This is a genomic window from Flavobacterium araucananum (genome assembly GCF_002222055.1).
In the GTDB taxonomy this organism is placed as follows: Bacteria; Bacteroidota; Bacteroidia; order Flavobacteriales; family Flavobacteriaceae; genus Flavobacterium; species Flavobacterium araucananum.
In genome coordinates, this window is record NZ_MUGS01000006.1 from 238,809 (window position 1) to 258,469 (window position 19,661).

Sequence of the window (19,661 nt, forward strand, 5' to 3'; positions counted from 1 at the left end):
GAAGTTATTTTTTAAATTATTTTTTATCGTACATTTATACCTTGATAAAATCTAACTATTATAGGGTTACTATGGTTATTATAAATAAAAGACAAGAAGAGATATTAAAGGAACTGGATAAAAAAGGACATGTAAATGTGGCTGATTTATGCGAGATTCATAACGTTTCGACTGTAACGATAAGAAAAGATTTAAATTTTTTAGAAAATGAAAACTTGTTACATCGTACGCATGGAGGGGCAAGCAAACATCCTATTTATGCTTTTGAGAGAGATTTAAGTGATAAAGAAGGTTTGCAGGTTGAACAGAAAAAACAAATAGCAAGAGAAGCATTAAAATATATTAATAATTTTGATTATATCATACTGGGTTCCGGTTCTAACATTCAGTATCTAGCTCAAATTATTTCAGGATTTCAAAAATTAACGGTGATTACACCTTCTCTAAAAGTCTCTTTAGAGCTTAGTAAAGAAGCAAATGTAGACACGATACAGTTAGGAGGAGATGTTCGTAAAAGTTCGAATTCGGTTATAGGGCCAATCTCAGAAGCAATATTAAATCAATTTTCCTGCAATAAATTGTTTTTAGGGGCAGATGGGCTTCATTTAGATTTTGGTTTAAGTACATCAAATGCTTCCGAGGCACATCTTAATCAGGTAATGATTTCGCTTGCCGAAAAAGTGATCATTCTGGTAGATTCTACAAAAATGAATGTTCGGGGTTTTGGTAAAATCTGCAATTTAGATAAGATCGACGTTTTGATTACGGATGATGGTATTGATATCGAAACCAAAACGAAACTAGAAGAAATAGGAGTAGAGGTTATAATTGCTTCTAAATAGTATCTTTTATAAAAATTAGAAAAAAGAAACCCGACCTGTTGTAAAGCAGTTCGGGTTTTCTTTTTAATCCTGAGATTATATATTTTTAAACTAACTCTTTCTCGAAAGCTTTTCGTGCTGCCCCTCTAAAATATACTTCGCCACAATAAGTATACTCTAATCTGTCTAAGATTTTTAGCATTGGTATATTGTCAAAGTTGGTGTCTACTTTGATACTATGTATATTATTTTCGAGGCATAAACCTTCTATATTTTTAAAAAGCTTTGTTGCAATACCTTTGCCTTTTGCCAATTTTGATACGGCAACGCGATGTACAACCCCGTAATCTCCGTTGGTAAGCCATTTGCCTTCTATATCTTCGTAAGCAGGTTCTTTGTCGAATATAATAGCAGAATAAGATAAGATAGTTTCGTTTTCTGTAAGTACGTATCCGTAACCGTTATTTATATCGTTGGTAATACTCAGTTCGTTAGGGTAACCGTCCTGCCATTGCGAACTTCCTTCCTGACGTCTTTGTTCGATGGCATCTTGTAGGATGGTCCAGATCGCTGGCAAGTCTGTAATAGTTGCTTTTCTTAATTGTAGTTGTTCTGTTGTGTTGCTCATTTTTTTATATTAAATATTAATGAGGTAATTTGTCTTTGATTAAGCCGTAAAACCAGGTTCCTAGAATGGCACTTATTAAAGTAACCACAATTACAGTAACTCCGGTACCAATTTGAGCAAAAAGTGGTCCGGGACATGCTCCGGTGATAGCCCAGCCAAAACCAAATAATAGCCCACCGTAAATTTGTCCTTTACTGAAAACTTTAGGCTGAATTTCGATTTTTTCGCCTTGAATGGTTTTAATGTTGAATTTCTTAATCAGTTGAACAGATATCAGTCCTACTACAACTGCGCTACCAATTACACCATACATAAAGAACGATTGTAAGTGAAACATTTCCTGAATGCGAAACCAGCTGATGATTTCGGCTTTTACGAATACGATCCCAAAAAAGATTCCAACTACAAGGTATTTTAAGTTTGAGAATCCGGAATCTTTGATGTGGCTTCCGTTTATCCCTTCGGTGTCTGTATTTTTATTTTCTAAAGTACTCATTTTTGAATTTTTAAAGTGAAAGAATATAAGGCAAAATCAAAAGGGACATTATAAAACCGCCAATCATAAAACAGATCGTGGCTACTAATGAAGGTCCTTGTAAGTTTGAAATTCCCATAATAGCATGACCACTTGTACAACCGCCAGCGTAGCGTGTCCCGAAACCAACCAAAAATCCTCCAACAACGATCATGATAAATCCACGAAGTGTGAATAGACTTTCCCAGGAGAAAAGCTCTTTTGGTAATAAACCCGAATGATCGGTGATGCCATAAGTTGCTAATTGCTCAGAAAGTTGTGGCGCGATTTCAACCGGATTTGGATTTGCCAAGAAGTAAGCGGCGATAACTCCGCCAAGAAAAATTCCGAAAACGAAGAATAAATTCCAGCTTTCTTTTTTCCAATCGTATTTAAAAAACGAAATATTCGCCGGAATGCAAGCCGCGCAAATATGACGAAGCGAGGAGCTAATCCCGAAAGACTTGTTTCCAATAATTAATAAAAGAGGAACTGTTAACCCAATCAAAGGGCCTGCAACATACCAAGGCCAAGGTTCTTTTAAAATTTCTAGCATATTTTTTAGGTTCAAAGGTTCAAAGGGGCAGAGGTTCAAAGGGGAAAACTTTGTAGCTTTGCACCTTTGCCTCTCTGTACCTCAAATTTATTTCAATACTTTACTTTGACAAACAAAATCTGATTTTGGGATATTCGTTTTTGCGATTGCTCCAAAACCACCTTCAACTTCGGTAAAGTTTCTAAAACCGCGAGCTTGCAAAATCGAAGCCGCGATCATACTGCGATATCCTCCCGCACAATGCAAATAAAAATGTTCGTTTGGGTTAATGTCTTTTACCCAGTCATTGATAAATGCCAATGGTTTGTTGTAAGCATCATCTATATGTTCTGCGCTGTATTCAGTTTCTTTGCGAATATCGATTACTTTATCTTCTTCTATTTTAAATTCGTTGGCAAATTGCTCTGCCGAAATTCTATTAACCGTATCCACTTCAAAACCTGCTTTTTCCCAGGCTTCAAAGCCACCGTCAAGATGCCCGATTATCGAGTCGAAACCTACACGGCTTAAACGTGTTACAGTTTCTTCTTCCAGACCAACTTCGGTCACTAATATAATTGGTTGTTTGACATTTGCAATCAAAGTTCCTACCCACGGTGCAAAATCGCCGTTGATTCCGATATTGATAGATTGCGGAATAAACCCTTTATGAAAATCGGCGCTTTTTCTGGTGTCTAAAATCAATGCTCCGGTTTCTTCGGCAACAGCCTCAAATTCTTTTACATCAATAGCTTTCATTCCGTTATGCAATACAGATTCAAAGCTTTCGTAACCTTGTTTATTCATCGCTACATTCATACTAAAATAGGCTGGAGGAGGCAATAATCCGTCTGTAACTTCTTCGATAAATTCAGCTTCGGTCATGTTGGCACGCAAAGCATAATTAGTTGCTTTTTGATTGCCAATAGTCGAAACCGTTTCTTTGCTCATGTTTTTTCCGCAAGCGCTTCCTGCACCATGCGCCGGATAAACGATTACATCATCTGCCAGAGTCATGATTTTATCTCTTATCGAATGAAATAAAATACCTGCCAATTGATCTTGTGTCATTCCGGCTGCTTTTTGAGCTAAATCCGGACGACCCACATCGCCAATAAACAAAGTGTCTCCGGAGAAAATAGCATGATCTTTTCCGTTTTCGTCAATTAGTAAATAAGTTGTGCTTTCCATCGTGTGACCCGGAGTATGCAAGGCTTTGATAGTAATATTTCCTATTTTAAATTCTTGCCCGTCTTTGGCAGAAATACAATCAAATTCGCATGCTGCATTAGGTCCATAAACAATTGGAGCCTCAGTTTCTTTGCTTAAATCGATATGTCCGGAAACAAAATCAGCGTGGAAATGCGTTTCGAAAATGTACTTTAGTTTTACCTGATCGCGTTCTAAACGGTCTAAGTAAGGTTGAATTTCTCTAAGAGGGTCAATAATCGCTGCTTCGCCGTTTGAAGTAATATAATAAGCACCTTGCGCAAGGCATCCGGTGTAAATTTGTTCTATTTTCATGATACGTGTTCTAAAAATATGGGAATACAAAGGTAACCTACTTTTTGCTTAAAATAGGTGACTTATGTTACACAAATTTGATTTTTGTAAAAAAAAACGTTTGATGGTTTTACCATATAAAGCCCATAGGAAATTTAAAAACCTACCTATAAATTAAAGCTGAATGGACGGGTTTCACCATATAAGCGATATAAGAAAATTTAAGATTTTGCTTAAACTTACTTTTTGCTAAAATGAACTTATATCACTTATTTGGTTTAAAAATAAATCTACGTAATTTTACAACTGACGAAAATTATGGATATGAACACAGAAGATTTATTGCATCAAATCGCTTTTATTAAAGAGATTGATAAGGTTAAATACATTCAGCGGAAAACAAAATTGTTTAATAGCGATCGAAATGAAAATGATGCAGAACACAGCTGGCATCTGGCGTTGATGGCAATTGTTTTGGCGGAACATTCAAATCAACCAATTGATGTTCTAAAAGTGGTGAAAATGGTTTTGATACACGATATTGTAGAAATAGATGCCGGAGATATTTTTCTCTACGATACCCAAATAAATCATGATAATACGGATCAGGAACGATTGGCGGCAAATCGAATCTTTGGTTTACTTCCAGAAAAGCAAGCTCAGGATTTTATTGCCATTTGGGAAGAGTTTGAAGCAGGCGAAACCAGCGAAGCTAAGTTTGCAAGATCAATGGACAGATTAGAGCCTTTATTGCAAAACACATCTAATAACGGAGGAACCTGGAAAGAATTTGATGTGCCTTACAGTAAGGTTTATGAAAAAAAGAGTGTCATAAAAGAAGGTTCTGCAACTTTGTGGAATTACGCCGAAGGATTAATAAACGAAAGCGTCGAAAAAGGAATTTTGAAAAAGGAGTAATTTTTTAAACACACAGCTCAAATCCAATATATCTATGATATTGTCATTTCGACGAAGGAGAAATCTTAGCAAGTAACTCCGCAACGTAAACCCAATCTTTGTCGAGTTTCTCGTGAAGATTTCTCCTTCGTCGAAATGACAAACTTTGTGGGCATCAGAATTAAATATAAGTGTTTTTTATACATATTGAATTGTTGAAAAGTTTAACAAATATCAGGTGATAAACTTTTTTTAAAGGCAGGAATTTCGCGTTTTAATGGGTAAATTTGTGGGACTTCATAAATAAAATACCACTATGGAAGAAATGCTTTTTTATGACCGAATGCAATTTGCCTTCACAATTACTTTTCATTATCTTTTTCCGCAACTTACAATGGGTCTTTCCCTGATCATTGTTTATTTTAAATGGAAATATCTACGAACTAAAGACGATCAATACAATCACGCCACTCATTTCTGGATGAAAATCTTTGCTCTCAATTTTGCGATGGGTGTTGTAACCGGAATCCCAATGGAGTTTCAGTTTGGAACCAATTGGGCAAAGTTCTCTGAACTAACGGGCGGTATCATTGGGCAGACTCTTGCCATGGAAGGAATGTTCTCGTTTTTCTTAGAATCCTCATTTCTCGGGATCTTTTTATTTGGAGAGAAAATAATTGGACATAAATGGCATTTTGTAACCGGATTATTAATTATGATTGGTTCCTGGGCGAGCGGATATCTTATTATCGCCACACATTCCTGGATGCAAAACCCGGTAGGTTACGAAATTCTCGAAAATGGAAAATTTGTACTAACGAATTTTAAGGTTTTATTCCTGAATCCGTGGTTATGGCCTTCTTATTTACACAATCAGGCAGCATCTCTGGTTACAAGTTCGTTTGTTGTGGCCGGAATTGGAGCTTTTTATATTTTGAGTAAAAAGAATGTTTCTTTCGGGAAAATGTTCGTTAAAACAGGCGTAATCTTCGGACTGATTTCGAGTGTTATTGTAGCAGTTCCTACAGGTGATTTACTGGCTAAAAATGTCGTGAAATACCAACCTGTAACTTTTGCAGCAATGGAAGGAATTTTTCATACTGAAAAGAAAGGTTCTGAAATTGTTTTAATTGGTCAGCCTGATGTAAAAGACAAAAAACTAGACAATAAAATCGCCGTTCCTAACATCCTGAGTTTCCTGACTTACGGAAGCTGGCATGAAGAAATTAAAGGGTTAGATCAGTTTGAAGAAGATCTTCACCCAACCAATATTTCCGGATTATACTATGCGTATCATATTATGGTAGGGCTTGGAACCATATTTATAGGTTTGATGGCTTTTGCCCTTTTTCAATTGATCAGGAAAAAATTATTCGAAACCAAATGGGTTTTATGGTCGTTGATGTTCATGATGCCATTTCCGTATATCGCCAATACCACAGGTTGGTACACGGCAGAATTAGGAAGACAACCCTGGTTAGTTTATAATTTAATGAGAACTACGGCAGGCGCATCGCCAACTGTTTCGTCCGGAAATACCTTGTTTACTTTGCTTGGTTTTATAGGATTGTACCTTTTACTGGGAATGTTATTTTTGCTTTTGATTGGAAAAATCATCAATAAAGGACCTCATAATGTTGAACTGAATTCAGAAAAAATATAATTATGGAATTTTTTTGGTACGTTGTTTTAATGGGTATTCTCGCCGTTTATATTGTATTAGACGGTTACGATTTTGGAGCAGGAATTATTCATTTGTTTCTGGCTAAAAATGAGAAAGATAAAAAAGCAATTACAAGCGCAATTGGTCCGTTTTGGGATGCCAATGAAGTTTGGATCATTGCTGCCGGAGGAGTTTTGTTTTTCGCTTTCCCAACTTTATACGCTTCTTCTTTTAGTGGATTTTATTTGCCTCTAATCATGATTTTATGGCTTTTAATTTTTCGTGCGATAGGTTTAGAAATGCGCGGGCAAGTGCATCACCCCATGTGGGAAGCCATTTGGGATAAAGCTTTTGGGATCGCGAGTTTGCTTTTGGCATTATTCTTCGGGATTGCTTTAGGAAATATTGTTCGTGGTGTAAATCTGGGAATGGTAACCAATGGTGTTTCGACGCAAGAAGCGCATTATTTCTTTTTGCCGTTGTGGAATCCAACTTTTAGTCCGCAAGCAAATGAATTAGGAATTATAGATTGGTTTACACTTTTTCTGGGAGTTGTAAGTGTTGTCGCTCTAACGATTCATGGTGCGAACTGGATCATTTTTAAAACCAATTCGTCTTTGAATACCCAGCTTAAAAACCTGGTTTTTAAACTGAATATTGTTTTACTAGTTTTGGTTTTTATATCGTTGCAAATCTGGCATTTTATAGAACCGCAACCTTTTCATAATTTTATCGAGACTCCTATTCTTTGGTTTTTTCCGATAATGACTTTTGTTGGTATTTTAGGATTGTTCAAAGTACGTTCGTATAAAAAAGACGGTCAGGGATTTATATTTTCGACCTTATTTTTAGTGGGAGGATTTGCTTCTACAGCCGTTTCGATTTTCCCGAATGTTTTGCCTTCAACCAATAATGTCAATCCGTCATTAACGATTTACAACACCGCTGCTGGCGAATACGGATTAAATGCCGGAATGAGTTGGTTTTTTATCGCTTTGTTTTTGGTGATTGTTTATTTTATTATTCAATACCGCGTTTTTAATGGTAAAATGGATGATGTTGGATATGGGGAGCATTAAGAATTTTTAGCCACAACCCGCCGAGTGATAGCGAACAGGCGAAGCAATTGCACAAATTTTCACGAATTAATTATATCAATAGCCGTTGGTTTTAACCAACGGTTTTTTTGTTTAAAATAGGATAGCTTTAGCCATATACAAAATATATTTGCTTAAACCAGCAGACAATTTTAAGAGTACAAATTTGAAACAATATGGGCTCAAAATGAGCTCTGAAAGAGCCTAAACAATAGCATGGTGCGAAGCACAATGAATGAAAAACGATTATTAGTTTAAGCCCTGAAAGGGCGAAAGCCTACTCGTACAGAAAAAAGTTCTCCATGTGCTATATTTTGTTTTTAAGGTAGTTACAGATTGTTTTTGAATTTGTATTGTCATTTTGCTTTAGCCCTTTCAGGGCGATATTAATCGTTGCTTTAGTTCGTAGTGAGATGCACTACGTTGGTGATTTTGTGCTTTCAGCCCATTTTTTAAGATTCTCAAAATTTATAATCTTAAATCTCAACTATTTCTGAAGAAATAAAATTCTGTTATTAATAGCATAATTGTCATTTTAGATTTGTAATCAAAACCGATCCGGAAAATTGTATTTTTGTTTTATATAAAAACATGTAAAAGGTAGCTTACAAAAAAGAAGATGTATTTTACTGCACTACTAATTTTCTCCCGAATTTTAGAATAAATATGTATAACGAGTAAGGTACTCTAAAAAAACAACTTAAAATTTCATGGAAAACCTGACATCATTTATTGAAAACATAAATAAAAAAGTCATTTTGTTACCAGACGAAATGGATGCTTTATTGTCTGAGTTTAAAGTGCGAAAAATAAAGAAAAGACAATTTATTGTACAGCCGGAATTTGTAAACAAACAGAGAACTTATGTGCTTGAAGGAGCTTTTCGTTCGTATGTTGTAGATGAAAAAGGAGCTGAACATACGATTCAGTTTGCGATTGAAGATTGGTGGATAGCAGATTATAATAGTTATATCTATCAAACTCCGGCAACTATGTTTATTGTAGCACTAGAAGATAGTGTGATACTACAGATAAATCACGAAGCCGAACAAAAATTAAAATCCTCGACTCACAATCTTGAAACATTATTTCGATTAATGGCCGAAAAATCGGCAGCATTCTTTGCGCGTCGTATTGTTACAATGCTCACTCAAAATGCAGAACAGCGTTATAACGATTTTCTGGAGAAGTTTCCAAAAGTGGCGCAAAGGCTGCCACAATACGCACTTGCGTCTTACTTAAATATGACAACAGAGTTTTTATCTAAAATACGTAACGAGAAAGTAAAGAAAAAAGGTTGAACTAGTTCAACCTTTTTTCCTAAGATACTTCAACTTTTCAGCCTGACTTAATACCCAACTTTGCTTTATCAATTAACAACTTATAATTAATAAAATAAAGATGGAAAATTCAGGAAAATTAAACGGTAAAGTAGCATTAATAACAGGCGCATCAAAAGGTATTGGTGCCGGAATCGCTAAGGCTTATGCAAATCAGGGTGCGACTGTAATCGTAAATTATGCCAGTAATAAGAATGACGCAGATAAGGTTGTTCAGGAAATAACTGCCAATGGCGGAAAAGCGATTGCGATACAAGGTAACGTCGAAAAATCAGCAGATGTAAAACGTATTTTTGAAGAGATTGTAAACGCATTTGGGACACTTGATATATTGGTAAATAATGCCGGTATTTACAGTTTTGCCAGTATTGACGATATTACAGAAGAATCGTTTCATAATATGTTCAACATAAATGTATTGGGTAGCATACTTACAATTCAGCAAGCTCTAAAGATATTTGGAGACAAAGGTGGTGTTATCATTAACACCGGTTCTATAGTATCTACGCTTGATATGCCAACCGCATTGGTTTATACACAAACAAAATACGCAATTGATGCCATGACGCGTATTCTTGCCAAAGAACTTGGTCCTAAAAAAATACGTATCAACTCTATTAATCCAGGGCTCATCGAAACAGAAGGTTCTCATAGCTCTGGGGTTATGAATGGAGATGCAGAAAAATGGCATGTATCTGAAACTCCGCTAGGCCGAGTAGGAAAACCGGACGATATTGCAAAAGTTGCTGTATTTCTTGCTTCTGATGATTCGTATTGGATCACTGGCGAAACTATTGCCGTTTCTGGTGGGCAACGCTAATTGAACTTTTATTCGGATACAAAAAGTTATTAAATTCAATGATGGGATTATTCCTGTCATTGAATTTTTAGTTTTTTGTCGGAAAAATTGTATTTTTTAGCATTGAAATACAAAAGTGTAACTTATCGAAAGAATGTTGTATTTTACTATATTAATAATTCGTTTAAGAATTTTAAATATCTTTGAACTATGAGCACAGCAATAAAACCAAAACATATCGGACGAAACATAAGCCGAATCAGAGAACTTCGCGGTATTAAACAAGAGTTACTTGCAGAAGCTATGGGAATAAGTCAGCAATCTGTTTCGAATATTGAAGCAAAGGAGACAGTTGATAAAGAAACGCTTGTAGAAATTGCAAAAGCACTTGGAGTTACAGTAGAAGCTATTGAGAATTTTTCGGAAGAAGGGATTATTAATTATTTCAATACTTTTCATGAAGCAGTTTCAAATAGTTTTATAAGTCATAGCGTTTGTACTTTCAATCCTTTAGAAAAAGTAGTTGAACTTTACGAACGTTTGGTTTTGGCTGAAAAAGAATTAGTTCAGGCTGAGAAAGCAAAAGTAGAATATCTGGAAAAGCTTTTGAATAAATAAAGAATTTTAAGCTACGTGAGTTTGCGTTAGGGATAGAAGCGATATCCTTTTTGTCCGCCACGGCGGACTAAAAGATATAGCGGATAGCCCGTTCGCCGCAGCGAAAATGCTCAAAATATCATTATCTTAAAACAAAAATCTGCGTTATCTGCAAAATCTGCGTTAAAATTATTTTTATTTCAACAGAATAAATTCCGTTGCTACAAAATGAATCGTTCCTCCGGAACTTTCGCTCTGTAATGTATTTCAACGATTCGATAAATTTCAAGATCAACAAATCTGCATTATCTGCAAAATCTGCGAGAAAATTATTTTTATTTCAACGGAATAAATTCCGTTTCTACAAAATGAATCTTTCCTCCGGAACTTTCTCTCTGTAATGAATTTCAACCATTCGGTAAATTTCAAGATCAACAAATCTGCTTTATCTGCAAAATCTGCGTTAAAATTATTTTTATTTCAACAGAATAAATTCCGTTGCTACAAAATGAATCGTTTCTTCGAAACTTTCGCCCTGTAATGTATTTCAACCATTCGGTAAATTTCAAGATCAACAAATCTGCTTTATCTGCAAAATCTGCGTTAAAATTATTTTTATTTCAACAGAATAAATTCCGTTTCTACAAAATGAATCGTTCCTTCGGAACTTTCTCTCTGTAATGAATTTCAACGATTCGATAAATTTCAAGATCAACAAATCTGCTTTATCTGCAAAATCTGCGAAAAAATTATTTTTATTTCAAGGGAATAAATTCCGTTTCTACAAAATGAATCGTTCTTCCGGAACTTTCTCTCTGTAATGTATTTCAACGATTCGATAAACTTCAAGATCAACAAATCTGCGTTATCTGCGTTATCTGCGTTAAAATTATTCTTATTTCAACAGAATAAATTCCGTTGCTACAAAATGAATCGTTCCTCCGGAACTTTTGCTCTGTAATGTATTTCAACCATTCGATAAATTTCAAGATCAACAAATCTGCGTTATCTGCAAAATCTGCGAGAAGATTATTTTTATTTCAACAGAATAAATTCCGTTGCTACAAAATGGATCATTCCTCCGGAACTTTTGCTCTGTAATGTATTTCAACGATTCGGTAAATTTCAACATCAACAAATCTGCGTTATCTGCTGAATCTGCGTTAAAATTATTTTTATTTCAACGGAATAAATTCCGTTGCTACAAAATGAATCGTTCCTCCGGAACTTTCTCTCTGTAATGAATTTCAACCATTCGGTAAATTTCAACATCAACAAATTTGCGTTATCTGCAAAATCTGCGAGAAAAAAATATTTTAAAATAAAACTTCTTTTGTAATAATATAAAATCCCATTACGAGCACAAACCATCCAAAAATGGGTTTTAGTTTTGCACCGTCTATTTTTTTAGAAAGCTGACTCCCAATGATCATTCCAAAAAGGGCCATTGCTGAAACGCCTAATAAAAAGGTATAATCGATGGGAGTACCAATGTATAAATCGCCTCCAAAACCTATAGACGAATTAATAGAGATGATTAATAATGAAGTTCCCACGGCTTGTTTCATGGGCAAATTGGCGAAAAAAAGCAGGGCAGGAATTATCAGAAATCCTCCTCCGGCACCTAGAAATCCCGTTATGATTCCTACTATAAAACCTATTATACTTAATTGAATGTAATTGGTTTCGGTTGCTTTTATTTCGGGTTTATTTTTTCTAATCATAGAGATTGCTGCGGTAATCATTAAGATTGAAAAGATGATCATGATCAGAAAATCTTTGGAAACAGAATACGAAGCAATAGAGAATAGGGTAGAAGCAATTTGAGGAAAAATAACTTCACGAATAATCAAGATCGAAATTACGGAGGGAATGGCAAAATACAATGCCGATTTTAACTTCAGATTTCCCATTTTATAATGGCTATAACTCCCAAACATAGCAGTTAAACCCACAATAAATAAAGAATATGAGGTGGCCTGCTCCGGATTTACGTGAAACAAATACACTAAAATAGGAATGGTCAGGATCGATCCGCCTCCGCCAATTAAGCCAAGCGAAATCCCGATAATAATCGAAGCAAAATAACCTAAATATTCCATTGCATTTGTTTTGATGCAAAGGTGCTTGGATAAAAAGAAATCTACAGTAACATTTATCACATAAGGAATATTTTTGCTCGCAGATTTATTGCTCACGGATTTTACGGATGAAACGGGTTTACACAGGTTTTTTCTTTTGATTTTGAAATTCTTTTTTGTCAGTTTGAGCGGAGTCGAGAACCCGCAAAGCATTTCGACTACGCTCAATGTGACAAACCAAAAAAGAAAACCAGCGAAAATCTGTTTCATCCGTAAAATCCGCGGGCCAATAATTTTACTTTAATAACTCAATCTGGTTGCGGTTGAGTTTGACCAAACCTCGTTGTTCCATTTTTTTGAGTAATCTGGATACGACTTCTCTTGAGGTGTTCAATTCGGTTGCGATTTCCTGGTGCGATAAATTAACCTCAGAACAACCGCAGGCATCAGAATGTCTTTTTAGGTAAAATTCTAAACGCTCATCCATAGATCGGAACGCGATATTGTCGACTACTTCGAGAACTTCTTCAAAACGGCTTCTGTAGGTTTCGATTACAAATTCGTACCAGGTTCTGTGCTCCATCATCCATTTGTCCATCATTTGCAGCGGAATCATCATAACGGTAACATCTTCGACAACTTTTGCCATGATCTGGCTTTTTTCGCTTTTGGCGGTACAGATCATCGAAATGGCACAAGCTTGTCCGGGTTGCAAATAATACATTAAAAATTCGCCGCCATCTTCGCCTTCGCGATAGATTTTGATTTTTCCTTTGGTGATTAAAACCGTATTTTTTATGTATTGTCCCGTTCGCATTAAAATCGTTCCGGCTTCAAAATCTTGTAAGTTTCCGTTTTCTTCAATCGTTGAGATAAGTTCTGTAGAGAAATTAGGAAATATATTTTTTAATGAGTTTTGCATTACTAATTGATGGGGATTTGTAGCCCACGGATTTTACGGTTTGAACTGGTTTGTACAGATTTATTTTTTGAAATCAAATACTAAAATATTTTTAACACATAGAAACATAGCTTTTAGAAATCAAAAAAAGGCGTTTCACTTCGTATGAATACACATAGCTATGTGCAAATAATGGGTTATTTTATTTTGCTCTAAACTTAGAAAATAAACCTCTGCTTTCCTTTGAATAAATTTACTATTTTTTAAACTAATCCAAAGTAAAGGCTCGAGTCACGAATTACCAAGAATTACCAAGAATTAATTAGTGAAAATTGGTGAAATTCGCGGCGAAACTTTTCAATTCTTTAATCTTATCAAAAAATAAATTTGAGCATAGTAAATTAGTGTAATTCGTGGCAAACATTTTTAATCATCATAATCATTTAATCTGTGGCAAAAAAAATAATTTAAGCTTAATGAATTATCAAAAATTAGTGTAATTCGTGGCAAACAATTTTAATCATTCTAATCATTTTAATCTGTGGCAAAAAAATATTTGTGTCAAATTATTTTATCAAATTAAGATTAAAGTATACAATTTTATACAAAGATAATAGTTTGAAGTGGTATTAATTATCATAAAACTATATTTAAGATGCGTTTTATGAAAATGAAAATATCCTATTTTCTATCGATTTTATAGGGTGTATTTTTAAAAATAGTAAGTAAATTTGTGTTTCACTGATTATAATACTTTCTCTAAAACGTTTTCTGAGAATAATAATCGAAATCGCATTTGGCACGTTTTTAATTAATAGAAACGTCGTAATTTTACAAAAAACAGATACTATGAATTTATCACAAGAAGATTGGGTTAATCAGCTTGCTGCTGACGAGAATGCAGTTATACTGGACGTAAGAACTGAAGACGAATTTAATGACGGTTATATCGAGAGTGCCGTAAACATTGACATTAATAAAGGTCAGGGGTTTATTTACGAAATCGAAGAACTGGATAAAAATAAAAACTATTATGTGTATTGCCGTTCTGGGGCCAGAAGCGCTAAAGCATGTCAGATCATGAACGAATTAGGGATTAATAATGCCTATAATTTGCTTGGCGGAATCCTGGATTGGGAAGGTGAAACTATAAATCCATAAAAGAAAAAAGAGGCACAAAAGAGCCTCTTTTTTCTTTTAATACGCTATTAATAACCAAATATAAATTACGAGATTATGAGTTTAATACCCGAAGAATATCAGATTAAAACCCTTATAAATCAAGATACTTATCTTGTCAATGGCGAATTAAAACAATGGACAGGGCAAACTACACCTGTGTTTTCGTCAATTTCATCTACAGAAAAATATGCGCCAACTTTATTAGGATCGATTCCGTTTATGGCAGAGAAAGAAGCTGCCGAAGTTGTCGAAGCTGCCAATGCGGCTTATAATAAAGGACAAGGTTTATGGCCAACCATGAAGGTGGTTGATCGTATTAAGTGCATGGAAAATTTCGTAAAACAAATGAAGGAAACCCGTGAGGAAGTGGTGAAACTTTTGATGTGGGAAATTGGAAAAAATCTTGGCGATTCGCAAAAAGAATTTGACAGAACCGTAGAATACATTTATGATACAATCGATAGTTATAAAGAATTAAATAGCCGCAGTTCTTATTTCTCAAAAGTACAAGGCGTGAATGCTATGATTCGTCGCGGACCGCTTGGAGTTGTTTTATGCCTTGGACCATACAATTATCCTCTAAATGAAACTTTTGCTTTACTGATTCCTTCTTTAATTATGGGAAATACAGTAATTTTTAAACCTGCAAAACACGGTGTTTTATGTATTACGCCATTGTTGGAAGCGTTTAGAAGTAGTTTTCCTAAAGGTGTTATCAATATTGTTTATGGTAGAGGTCGTGAAGTTGCTTCGCCGATCATGAAATCAGGAAAAATTGATGTTTTGGCATTAATAGGAAACAGTAAATCTGCGATTGCATTGCAGGATCAACACCCAAACAAAAACAGATTACGCTTGATTCTTGGTTTAGAGGCTAAAAACCCGGCGATTATTTTACCTGATGCCGATTTAGATTTGGCAATTCAGGAATGTATTGCAGGAACTTTATCGTTCAACGGGCAACGTTGTACTGCTTTGAAAGTTTTATATGTACATGAATCTATTGCCGAAGAATTTAATAAACGTTTCTCTGAAAAAGTAGACAGTTTGGCGTTTGGAAATCCTTGGGAAAAAGGAGTTTCGTTAACGCCGCTTCCGGAAGCCGAAAAACCGGCTTATATTCAGGGATTAATTGATGATGCGACAAGCAAAGGTGCCAAAATACTGAACGAAAAAGGAGGTAAACATACAGAAAATTATATTTTTCCGGCTGTTTTATATCCTGTCGATAAAAGCATGCGTGTGTATCATGAGGAACAATTTGGACCTGTAGTTCCGGTTATTTCTTTTAAACATATTGATGAACCTCTTGATGATATGGCAGAGTCTAACTATGGTCAACAGGTAAGTTTATTTGGTAAAGACATTAAAACTTTGGCACCACTTATTGATGCTCTTGTAAATTTAGTATGTAGGGTAAATCTAAACAGTTCTTGCCAAAGAGGCCCGGATGCTTTCCCGTTTACAGGTCGTAAAGATTCGGCTGTAGGGACTTTGAGTATTCCGGATGCATTGCGCTCCTTTTCCATTCGTACGTTTGTAGCTTCAAAAGATATCGATTATAATAATGAAATTTTGCAGGAATTGCTAAACAGCAAAGAATCGAATTTTATTAATACCGATTATATTTTGTAGTGATCAAGGTTATATATTAATTGTAGATACCGTCTTTTTCTCTGAATTAGGCGGTTTTTATTTTTTAATATTATCTCCTGCAAAGTCGCAAAAGCGCAACGTTTATTTGAATAGCTACAGCTTTAGCTGGAGAGTAATTGAAATTTAAATAAAAAGAGGCTTTAACCAAACTAATTAGAGTTTGGCTAAAGCCTTTTTCGCTGTTACTATTTTTCAATCCAGCTCTAGCTGGACGTTATTCAATTTTAATGTTAAATATACTTTGCTTCAAGAAAAATTATAATTTTATAAAGAATTGTAACATTAATTGAGAAAACGCATCTAATATGATAATCAGTATTAAATAATCAAAATCAGAAATCATTTATGAAAAAACAATCACTCCAATTACTATTTGTAGCCTTTTTATTTTGGGCACAAAATAGTTTTGCTCAAGAGCTTTACATGCCAAGAAATATTAAAGAATCGTATGCCAATGGTGTTCGTTCTATGGATGGAAAACCAGGTAAGAATTATTGGCAAAATCATGGTAAATATACTATTGTGTTGAACGTTAATGCTGAGACCAAAATAATCAGTGGTACAGAAACGATTCTGTATGAGAACAATAGTAATGATACAATAAAAAATTTACGAATTAGATTTGTAAATAATATTCATAAAAAAACTTCGCCAAGAGCTGTATTAAATAGTGAAGATTTTTTTACTGATGGCTTAACCATTACTGCTTTAAAAATTGAAAACGAAGTTTATAAGGAAGATGCTAGAGATTGGGGAACAGTGGGAGTTGTAAAAATGAAAAAACCTTTGCCGCCACATAGTAAAATTACAATTGATATCGATTGGAATTACCCGTTATCAAAACTCAGCGGAAGAGAAGGACAAATTGATAACACTACATTTTTTGCCGCTTATAGTTATCCTCGTGTTTCTGTTTTTGATGATTATAACAAATGGGATCAACTGCCACATACTTCTGGTCAGGAATTTTATAATGATTTTAATGACTATACCTATTCTGTAAAAGCACCTAAAAATTATGTTGTTTACGGAACAGGAGACTTATTAAATCCAGATGAGGTTTTGCAACCTGAATTTGCTTCACGTCTAAAAAAATCATACACAACAGATGAAGTTTTGCATATTGCTAATGAACAGGAAATGAAAAACGGTCTTGTAACAAAACAAAACGACTGGAATGTATGGAAATTTGAAGCTAAAAATATTTCGGATGTTTGTTTTGGTTTAAGCGATCATTATTTATGGGATGCCGGAAGTGTTATTGTAGATAAAAAAACAAAACGACGTGCGAGTGTTCAGGCAGCTTATGATATAAAAGGAACTGATTTTGTAAATTCGATCAAAAACAATCAATATGCCTTAGATTGGTTTTCGAACAACTGGCCGGGAATACCGTACCCATATTCTAAAATGACTGCTTTTCAGGGTTTTGCTGATATGGAGTATCCTATGATGTGTAACGACTCTCAAATGAACGATCCAATTTTCGCACAATTAGTTCAGGATCATGAAGTAGCACATACTTATTTTCCTTTTTATATGGGAATCAACGAAACACGTTATGCTTTTATGGATGAAGGTTGGGCGACTACTTTCGAATATTTAATAGGAATTGCAGAACATGGTAAAGAAGCTGCGGATAAATTCTATAAAGAATTTAGAGTTAAGGATTATATTAAAGATTCGTCAACAGAAGAAGATCAACCTATTATTACAATGTCATCTCAGCTTTCAGATTCAGGTTATGGAAACAATTCATACGGAAAAGCCTCTCTTTCTTACTTAGCTTTAAAAGATTTGCTTGGCGATGATTTGTTCAAAAAGTCTCTTCATGCTTATATGGATAATTGGAATGGGAAACATCCAATTCCGTGGGATTATTTTAATTCGATCAATGCAGCTTCAGGAAAAAATTTGAACTGGTTCTTTAACAACTGGTTTTTTACGAATAATTACATTGACATTTCTATTAAAAATGTGGCTAAAAATGTTGTTTCAGTAGAAAATGTTGGAGGTTTTGCAATTCCGTTTGATGTAATTGTTACCTACACAGACCATACAACAGAAACTGTTCATCAAACACCAACGGTTTGGCAAACCAATCAAAAGCAAGCAACCATTGCTTTAAAAAATAAAAAAGAAATCAAACAAGTAACACTTGATGGTGGTATTTTTATGGATGCAACACCAGCAAATAATTCCTGGTCTGCTAAATAAAACTGAATTAATAAAAGTTGTAAAATGTCAGGAGAAAAAGATTTGCAGCAATTGCTTAAAAGTATGAAACCGGAACACAATGCCGGAGAGTATGTTTTTTGTAAAGTCGAAAAATTAGAAGATGTAAATGTTAATGAAGCTGAAATGTTTTTTAAAGAAAGAGAAGCGATTACATTAATTCTTAAAAAAGAAATTGCTGACCAGTTAAAACTGGATTATTCAGTTGTAATGTCCTGGATCACACTTACCGTACATTCTTCGTTAGAAGCAGTAGGTTTGACAGCAGCGTTTTCGAAAGCACTTTCAGAAAATCAAATTAGTTGCAATGTTGTAGCGGCTTTTTATCACGATCATATTTTTGTTAATAAAGAAGATGTAGAGAAAGCCATGAAAATTTTGAATTTATTTTCAATCTAAATTATAGTACAATTACTAGTGAATGTTCTATTAATAAAGGGAATCTAATACTTTAGATTCCCTTTATTAGTTTAATTAAAAGTAAGAATAATACTATTTTAAAACAAATTTGAGAAACGGTATTCAATTATCAGATTAAAAGATTACGTTTGCAAAATAATAAAAAACCAAAATTGTTAATGAAAAGAAAACTATTTTTTATTGTTTTATTAATCTCTTTTAAAACGTTAGCTCAAAATAATTCAAAAATTGCATTTCAAAAGAGCAGGTACGAATTGGCAATGGCCTCTTATAAAAAAGCAGAATTTAAAAAAGCTATTGATTTGTTTTATGTAGCTTCTAAAATTAAACCTGATAGTGAAATAGGTCTGGAGTCAATTAAAAAAGTGGATACTTTAAAGACTATTTTAAGAAAAAATATAATGATTCAGGCACTGGGTACCTGGAAAATGATAGGAGATAAACCTATTTGGGCAGCCAACCAAACGACCACTTATACAGGAAAAGATTTTGACGAATTAGTTGAAATTAAGCAAGACGAGATTTTATTTTTTGAGAAAAATAAAAAAACGCAAGCAAAGAAACTGGTAAAAACGGAGAAATTGGTTTACTANNTTGCATGATCAATGATGGTTCAAACGAGTTACATGTCATTAATGTAGGCAAGACCGGCGAAAATGGCATTGAAAAAATAAGTAATAATAACATAGAACGATTTTATGTTAAAGTAAAATAAGAAAAAGGGAATCAATATTTTTGATTCCCTTTTTTTATGTAAACAAATAATTCTTAGTTTAACCCGTTGGGTGTAAT

General features: G+C 34.3%; 17 protein-coding genes. 11 read left to right on the plus strand and 6 right to left on the minus strand.

The features are described from left to right. The first annotated feature begins 71 nt into the window (after positions 1–71). Positions 72–842 carry a DeoR/GlpR family DNA-binding transcription regulator gene (locus tag B0A64_RS06765; RefSeq protein ID WP_089478751.1) on the plus strand — a complete coding sequence of 257 codons (771 nt, stop codon included), beginning with the start codon at positions 72–74 and terminating at the stop codon, positions 840–842. Between the two features lie 85 nt (positions 843–927). Here B0A64_RS06765 and B0A64_RS06770 read toward each other — a convergent pair whose 3' ends face one another. From B0A64_RS06770 to B0A64_RS06785, 4 genes are all read right to left on the minus strand, one after another. After that, a complete protein-coding gene (locus tag B0A64_RS06770) occupies positions 928–1,449 on the minus strand; it encodes a GNAT family N-acetyltransferase (RefSeq protein ID WP_089478752.1) in 522 nt (173 codons plus the stop codon). Positions 1,450–1,465: 16 nt separating this feature from the next. Then, complete coding sequence (locus B0A64_RS06775) at positions 1,466–1,945, minus strand: DUF6691 family protein (protein ID WP_089478753.1); 480 nt, start codon at positions 1,943–1,945, stop codon at positions 1,466–1,468. A gap of 10 nt (positions 1,946–1,955) precedes the next feature. After that, the gene (locus tag B0A64_RS06780; RefSeq protein WP_089478754.1) at positions 1,956–2,519 is read right to left on the minus strand and encodes a YeeE/YedE family protein; all 564 of its coding nucleotides are present in this window, start codon (positions 2,517–2,519) and stop codon (positions 1,956–1,958) included. An 87-nt stretch (positions 2,520–2,606) separates the two neighbouring features. Continuing rightward, positions 2,607–4,022, minus strand: a complete 1,416-nt coding sequence (locus B0A64_RS06785) for an MBL fold metallo-hydrolase (RefSeq protein WP_089478755.1) — start codon at positions 4,020–4,022, stop codon at positions 2,607–2,609. 303 nt (positions 4,023–4,325) lie between these two features. Between B0A64_RS06785 and B0A64_RS06790 the strand changes: the two genes are divergently transcribed. The 6 genes from B0A64_RS06790 (at position 4,326) to B0A64_RS06815 (ending at position 10,415) form a co-directional block, all read left to right on the plus strand. After that, positions 4,326–4,919 carry an HD domain-containing protein gene (locus B0A64_RS06790; RefSeq protein WP_089478779.1) on the plus strand — a complete coding sequence of 198 codons (594 nt, stop codon included), beginning with the start codon at positions 4,326–4,328 and terminating at the stop codon, positions 4,917–4,919. Between the two features lie 295 nt (positions 4,920–5,214). Beyond that, the gene (locus B0A64_RS06795) at positions 5,215–6,561 is read left to right on the plus strand and encodes a cytochrome ubiquinol oxidase subunit I (protein WP_089478756.1); all 1,347 of its coding nucleotides are present in this window, start codon (positions 5,215–5,217) and stop codon (positions 6,559–6,561) included. Positions 6,562–6,563: 2 nt separating this feature from the next. Further along, complete coding sequence (gene cydB / locus B0A64_RS06800) at positions 6,564–7,640, plus strand: cytochrome d ubiquinol oxidase subunit II (protein WP_089478757.1); 1,077 nt, start codon at positions 6,564–6,566, stop codon at positions 7,638–7,640. A gap of 728 nt (positions 7,641–8,368) precedes the next feature. Beyond that, entirely contained in the window at positions 8,369–8,959 is a 591-nt protein-coding gene (locus tag B0A64_RS06805; protein WP_089478758.1) for a Crp/Fnr family transcriptional regulator, read from the plus strand. A 100-nt stretch (positions 8,960–9,059) separates the two neighbouring features. Beyond that, positions 9,060–9,818, plus strand: a complete 759-nt coding sequence (locus B0A64_RS06810; protein WP_089478759.1) for an SDR family NAD(P)-dependent oxidoreductase — start codon at positions 9,060–9,062, stop codon at positions 9,816–9,818. A 189-nt stretch (positions 9,819–10,007) separates the two neighbouring features. Continuing rightward, positions 10,008–10,415 carry a helix-turn-helix domain-containing protein gene (locus tag B0A64_RS06815; protein WP_089478760.1) on the plus strand — a complete coding sequence of 136 codons (408 nt, stop codon included), beginning with the start codon at positions 10,008–10,010 and terminating at the stop codon, positions 10,413–10,415. Positions 10,416–11,710: 1,295 nt separating this feature from the next. On the opposite strand, the gene B0A64_RS06820 is transcribed toward B0A64_RS06815, so the two are convergent. Both B0A64_RS06820 and B0A64_RS06825 read right to left on the minus strand, forming a co-directional pair. After that, complete coding sequence (locus B0A64_RS06820) at positions 11,711–12,496, minus strand: sulfite exporter TauE/SafE family protein (RefSeq protein ID WP_089478780.1); 786 nt, start codon at positions 12,494–12,496, stop codon at positions 11,711–11,713. A 274-nt stretch (positions 12,497–12,770) separates the two neighbouring features. After that, complete coding sequence (locus tag B0A64_RS06825; RefSeq protein WP_089478761.1) at positions 12,771–13,397, minus strand: Crp/Fnr family transcriptional regulator; 627 nt, start codon at positions 13,395–13,397, stop codon at positions 12,771–12,773. A gap of 828 nt (positions 13,398–14,225) precedes the next feature. On the opposite strand from B0A64_RS06825, the gene B0A64_RS06830 reads away from it, so the two are divergent. The 4 genes from B0A64_RS06830 to B0A64_RS06845 all read left to right on the plus strand — a co-directional run bounded on the left by B0A64_RS06830 (position 14,226) and on the right by B0A64_RS06845 (position 18,848). Then, complete coding sequence (locus tag B0A64_RS06830) at positions 14,226–14,537, plus strand: rhodanese-like domain-containing protein (protein WP_089478762.1); 312 nt, start codon at positions 14,226–14,228, stop codon at positions 14,535–14,537. 75 nt (positions 14,538–14,612) lie between these two features. Continuing rightward, positions 14,613–16,193 carry an NADP-dependent glyceraldehyde-3-phosphate dehydrogenase gene (locus B0A64_RS06835; RefSeq protein ID WP_089478763.1) on the plus strand — a complete coding sequence of 527 codons (1,581 nt, stop codon included), beginning with the start codon at positions 14,613–14,615 and terminating at the stop codon, positions 16,191–16,193. Between the two features lie 366 nt (positions 16,194–16,559). Then, positions 16,560–18,431: a M1 family metallopeptidase gene (locus B0A64_RS06840; RefSeq protein ID WP_089478764.1), complete on the plus strand. Its 1,872-nt coding sequence runs from the start codon at positions 16,560–16,562 to the stop codon at positions 18,429–18,431. Between the two features lie 24 nt (positions 18,432–18,455). Next, positions 18,456–18,848 (plus strand): ACT domain-containing protein, encoded by a 393-nt coding sequence (locus B0A64_RS06845; RefSeq protein ID WP_089478765.1) that lies wholly within the window; start codon positions 18,456–18,458, stop codon positions 18,846–18,848. The last annotated feature ends 813 nt before the right edge of the window (positions 18,849–19,661 follow it).

Excerpts from the sequence above, each read along its gene's own strand:
- B0A64_RS06765 (WP_089478751.1), top strand. The coding sequence starts at position 72 with ATGGTTATTATAAATAAAAGACAAGAAGAGATATTAAAGGAACTGGAT.
- B0A64_RS06770 (WP_089478752.1), bottom strand. The coding sequence starts at position 1,449 with ATGAGCAACACAACAGAACAACTACAATTAAGAAAAGCAACTATTACA.
- B0A64_RS06775 (WP_089478753.1), bottom strand. The coding sequence starts at position 1,945 with ATGAGTACTTTAGAAAATAAAAATACAGACACCGAAGGGATAAACGGA.
- B0A64_RS06780 (WP_089478754.1), bottom strand. The coding sequence starts at position 2,519 with ATGCTAGAAATTTTAAAAGAACCTTGGCCTTGGTATGTTGCAGGCCCT.
- B0A64_RS06785 (WP_089478755.1), bottom strand. The coding sequence starts at position 4,022 with ATGAAAATAGAACAAATTTACACCGGATGCCTTGCGCAAGGTGCTTAT.
- B0A64_RS06790 (WP_089478779.1), top strand. The coding sequence starts at position 4,326 with ATGAACACAGAAGATTTATTGCATCAAATCGCTTTTATTAAAGAGATT.
- B0A64_RS06795 (WP_089478756.1), top strand. The coding sequence starts at position 5,215 with ATGGAAGAAATGCTTTTTTATGACCGAATGCAATTTGCCTTCACAATT.
- cydB (WP_089478757.1), top strand. The coding sequence starts at position 6,564 with ATGGAATTTTTTTGGTACGTTGTTTTAATGGGTATTCTCGCCGTTTAT.
- B0A64_RS06805 (WP_089478758.1), top strand. The coding sequence starts at position 8,369 with ATGGAAAACCTGACATCATTTATTGAAAACATAAATAAAAAAGTCATT.
- B0A64_RS06810 (WP_089478759.1), top strand. The coding sequence starts at position 9,060 with ATGGAAAATTCAGGAAAATTAAACGGTAAAGTAGCATTAATAACAGGC.
- B0A64_RS06815 (WP_089478760.1), top strand. The coding sequence starts at position 10,008 with ATGAGCACAGCAATAAAACCAAAACATATCGGACGAAACATAAGCCGA.
- B0A64_RS06820 (WP_089478780.1), bottom strand. The coding sequence starts at position 12,496 with ATGGAATATTTAGGTTATTTTGCTTCGATTATTATCGGGATTTCGCTT.
- B0A64_RS06825 (WP_089478761.1), bottom strand. The coding sequence starts at position 13,397 with ATGCAAAACTCATTAAAAAATATATTTCCTAATTTCTCTACAGAACTT.
- B0A64_RS06830 (WP_089478762.1), top strand. The coding sequence starts at position 14,226 with ATGAATTTATCACAAGAAGATTGGGTTAATCAGCTTGCTGCTGACGAG.
- B0A64_RS06835 (WP_089478763.1), top strand. The coding sequence starts at position 14,613 with ATGAGTTTAATACCCGAAGAATATCAGATTAAAACCCTTATAAATCAA.
- B0A64_RS06840 (WP_089478764.1), top strand. The coding sequence starts at position 16,560 with ATGAAAAAACAATCACTCCAATTACTATTTGTAGCCTTTTTATTTTGG.
- B0A64_RS06845 (WP_089478765.1), top strand. The coding sequence starts at position 18,456 with ATGTCAGGAGAAAAAGATTTGCAGCAATTGCTTAAAAGTATGAAACCG.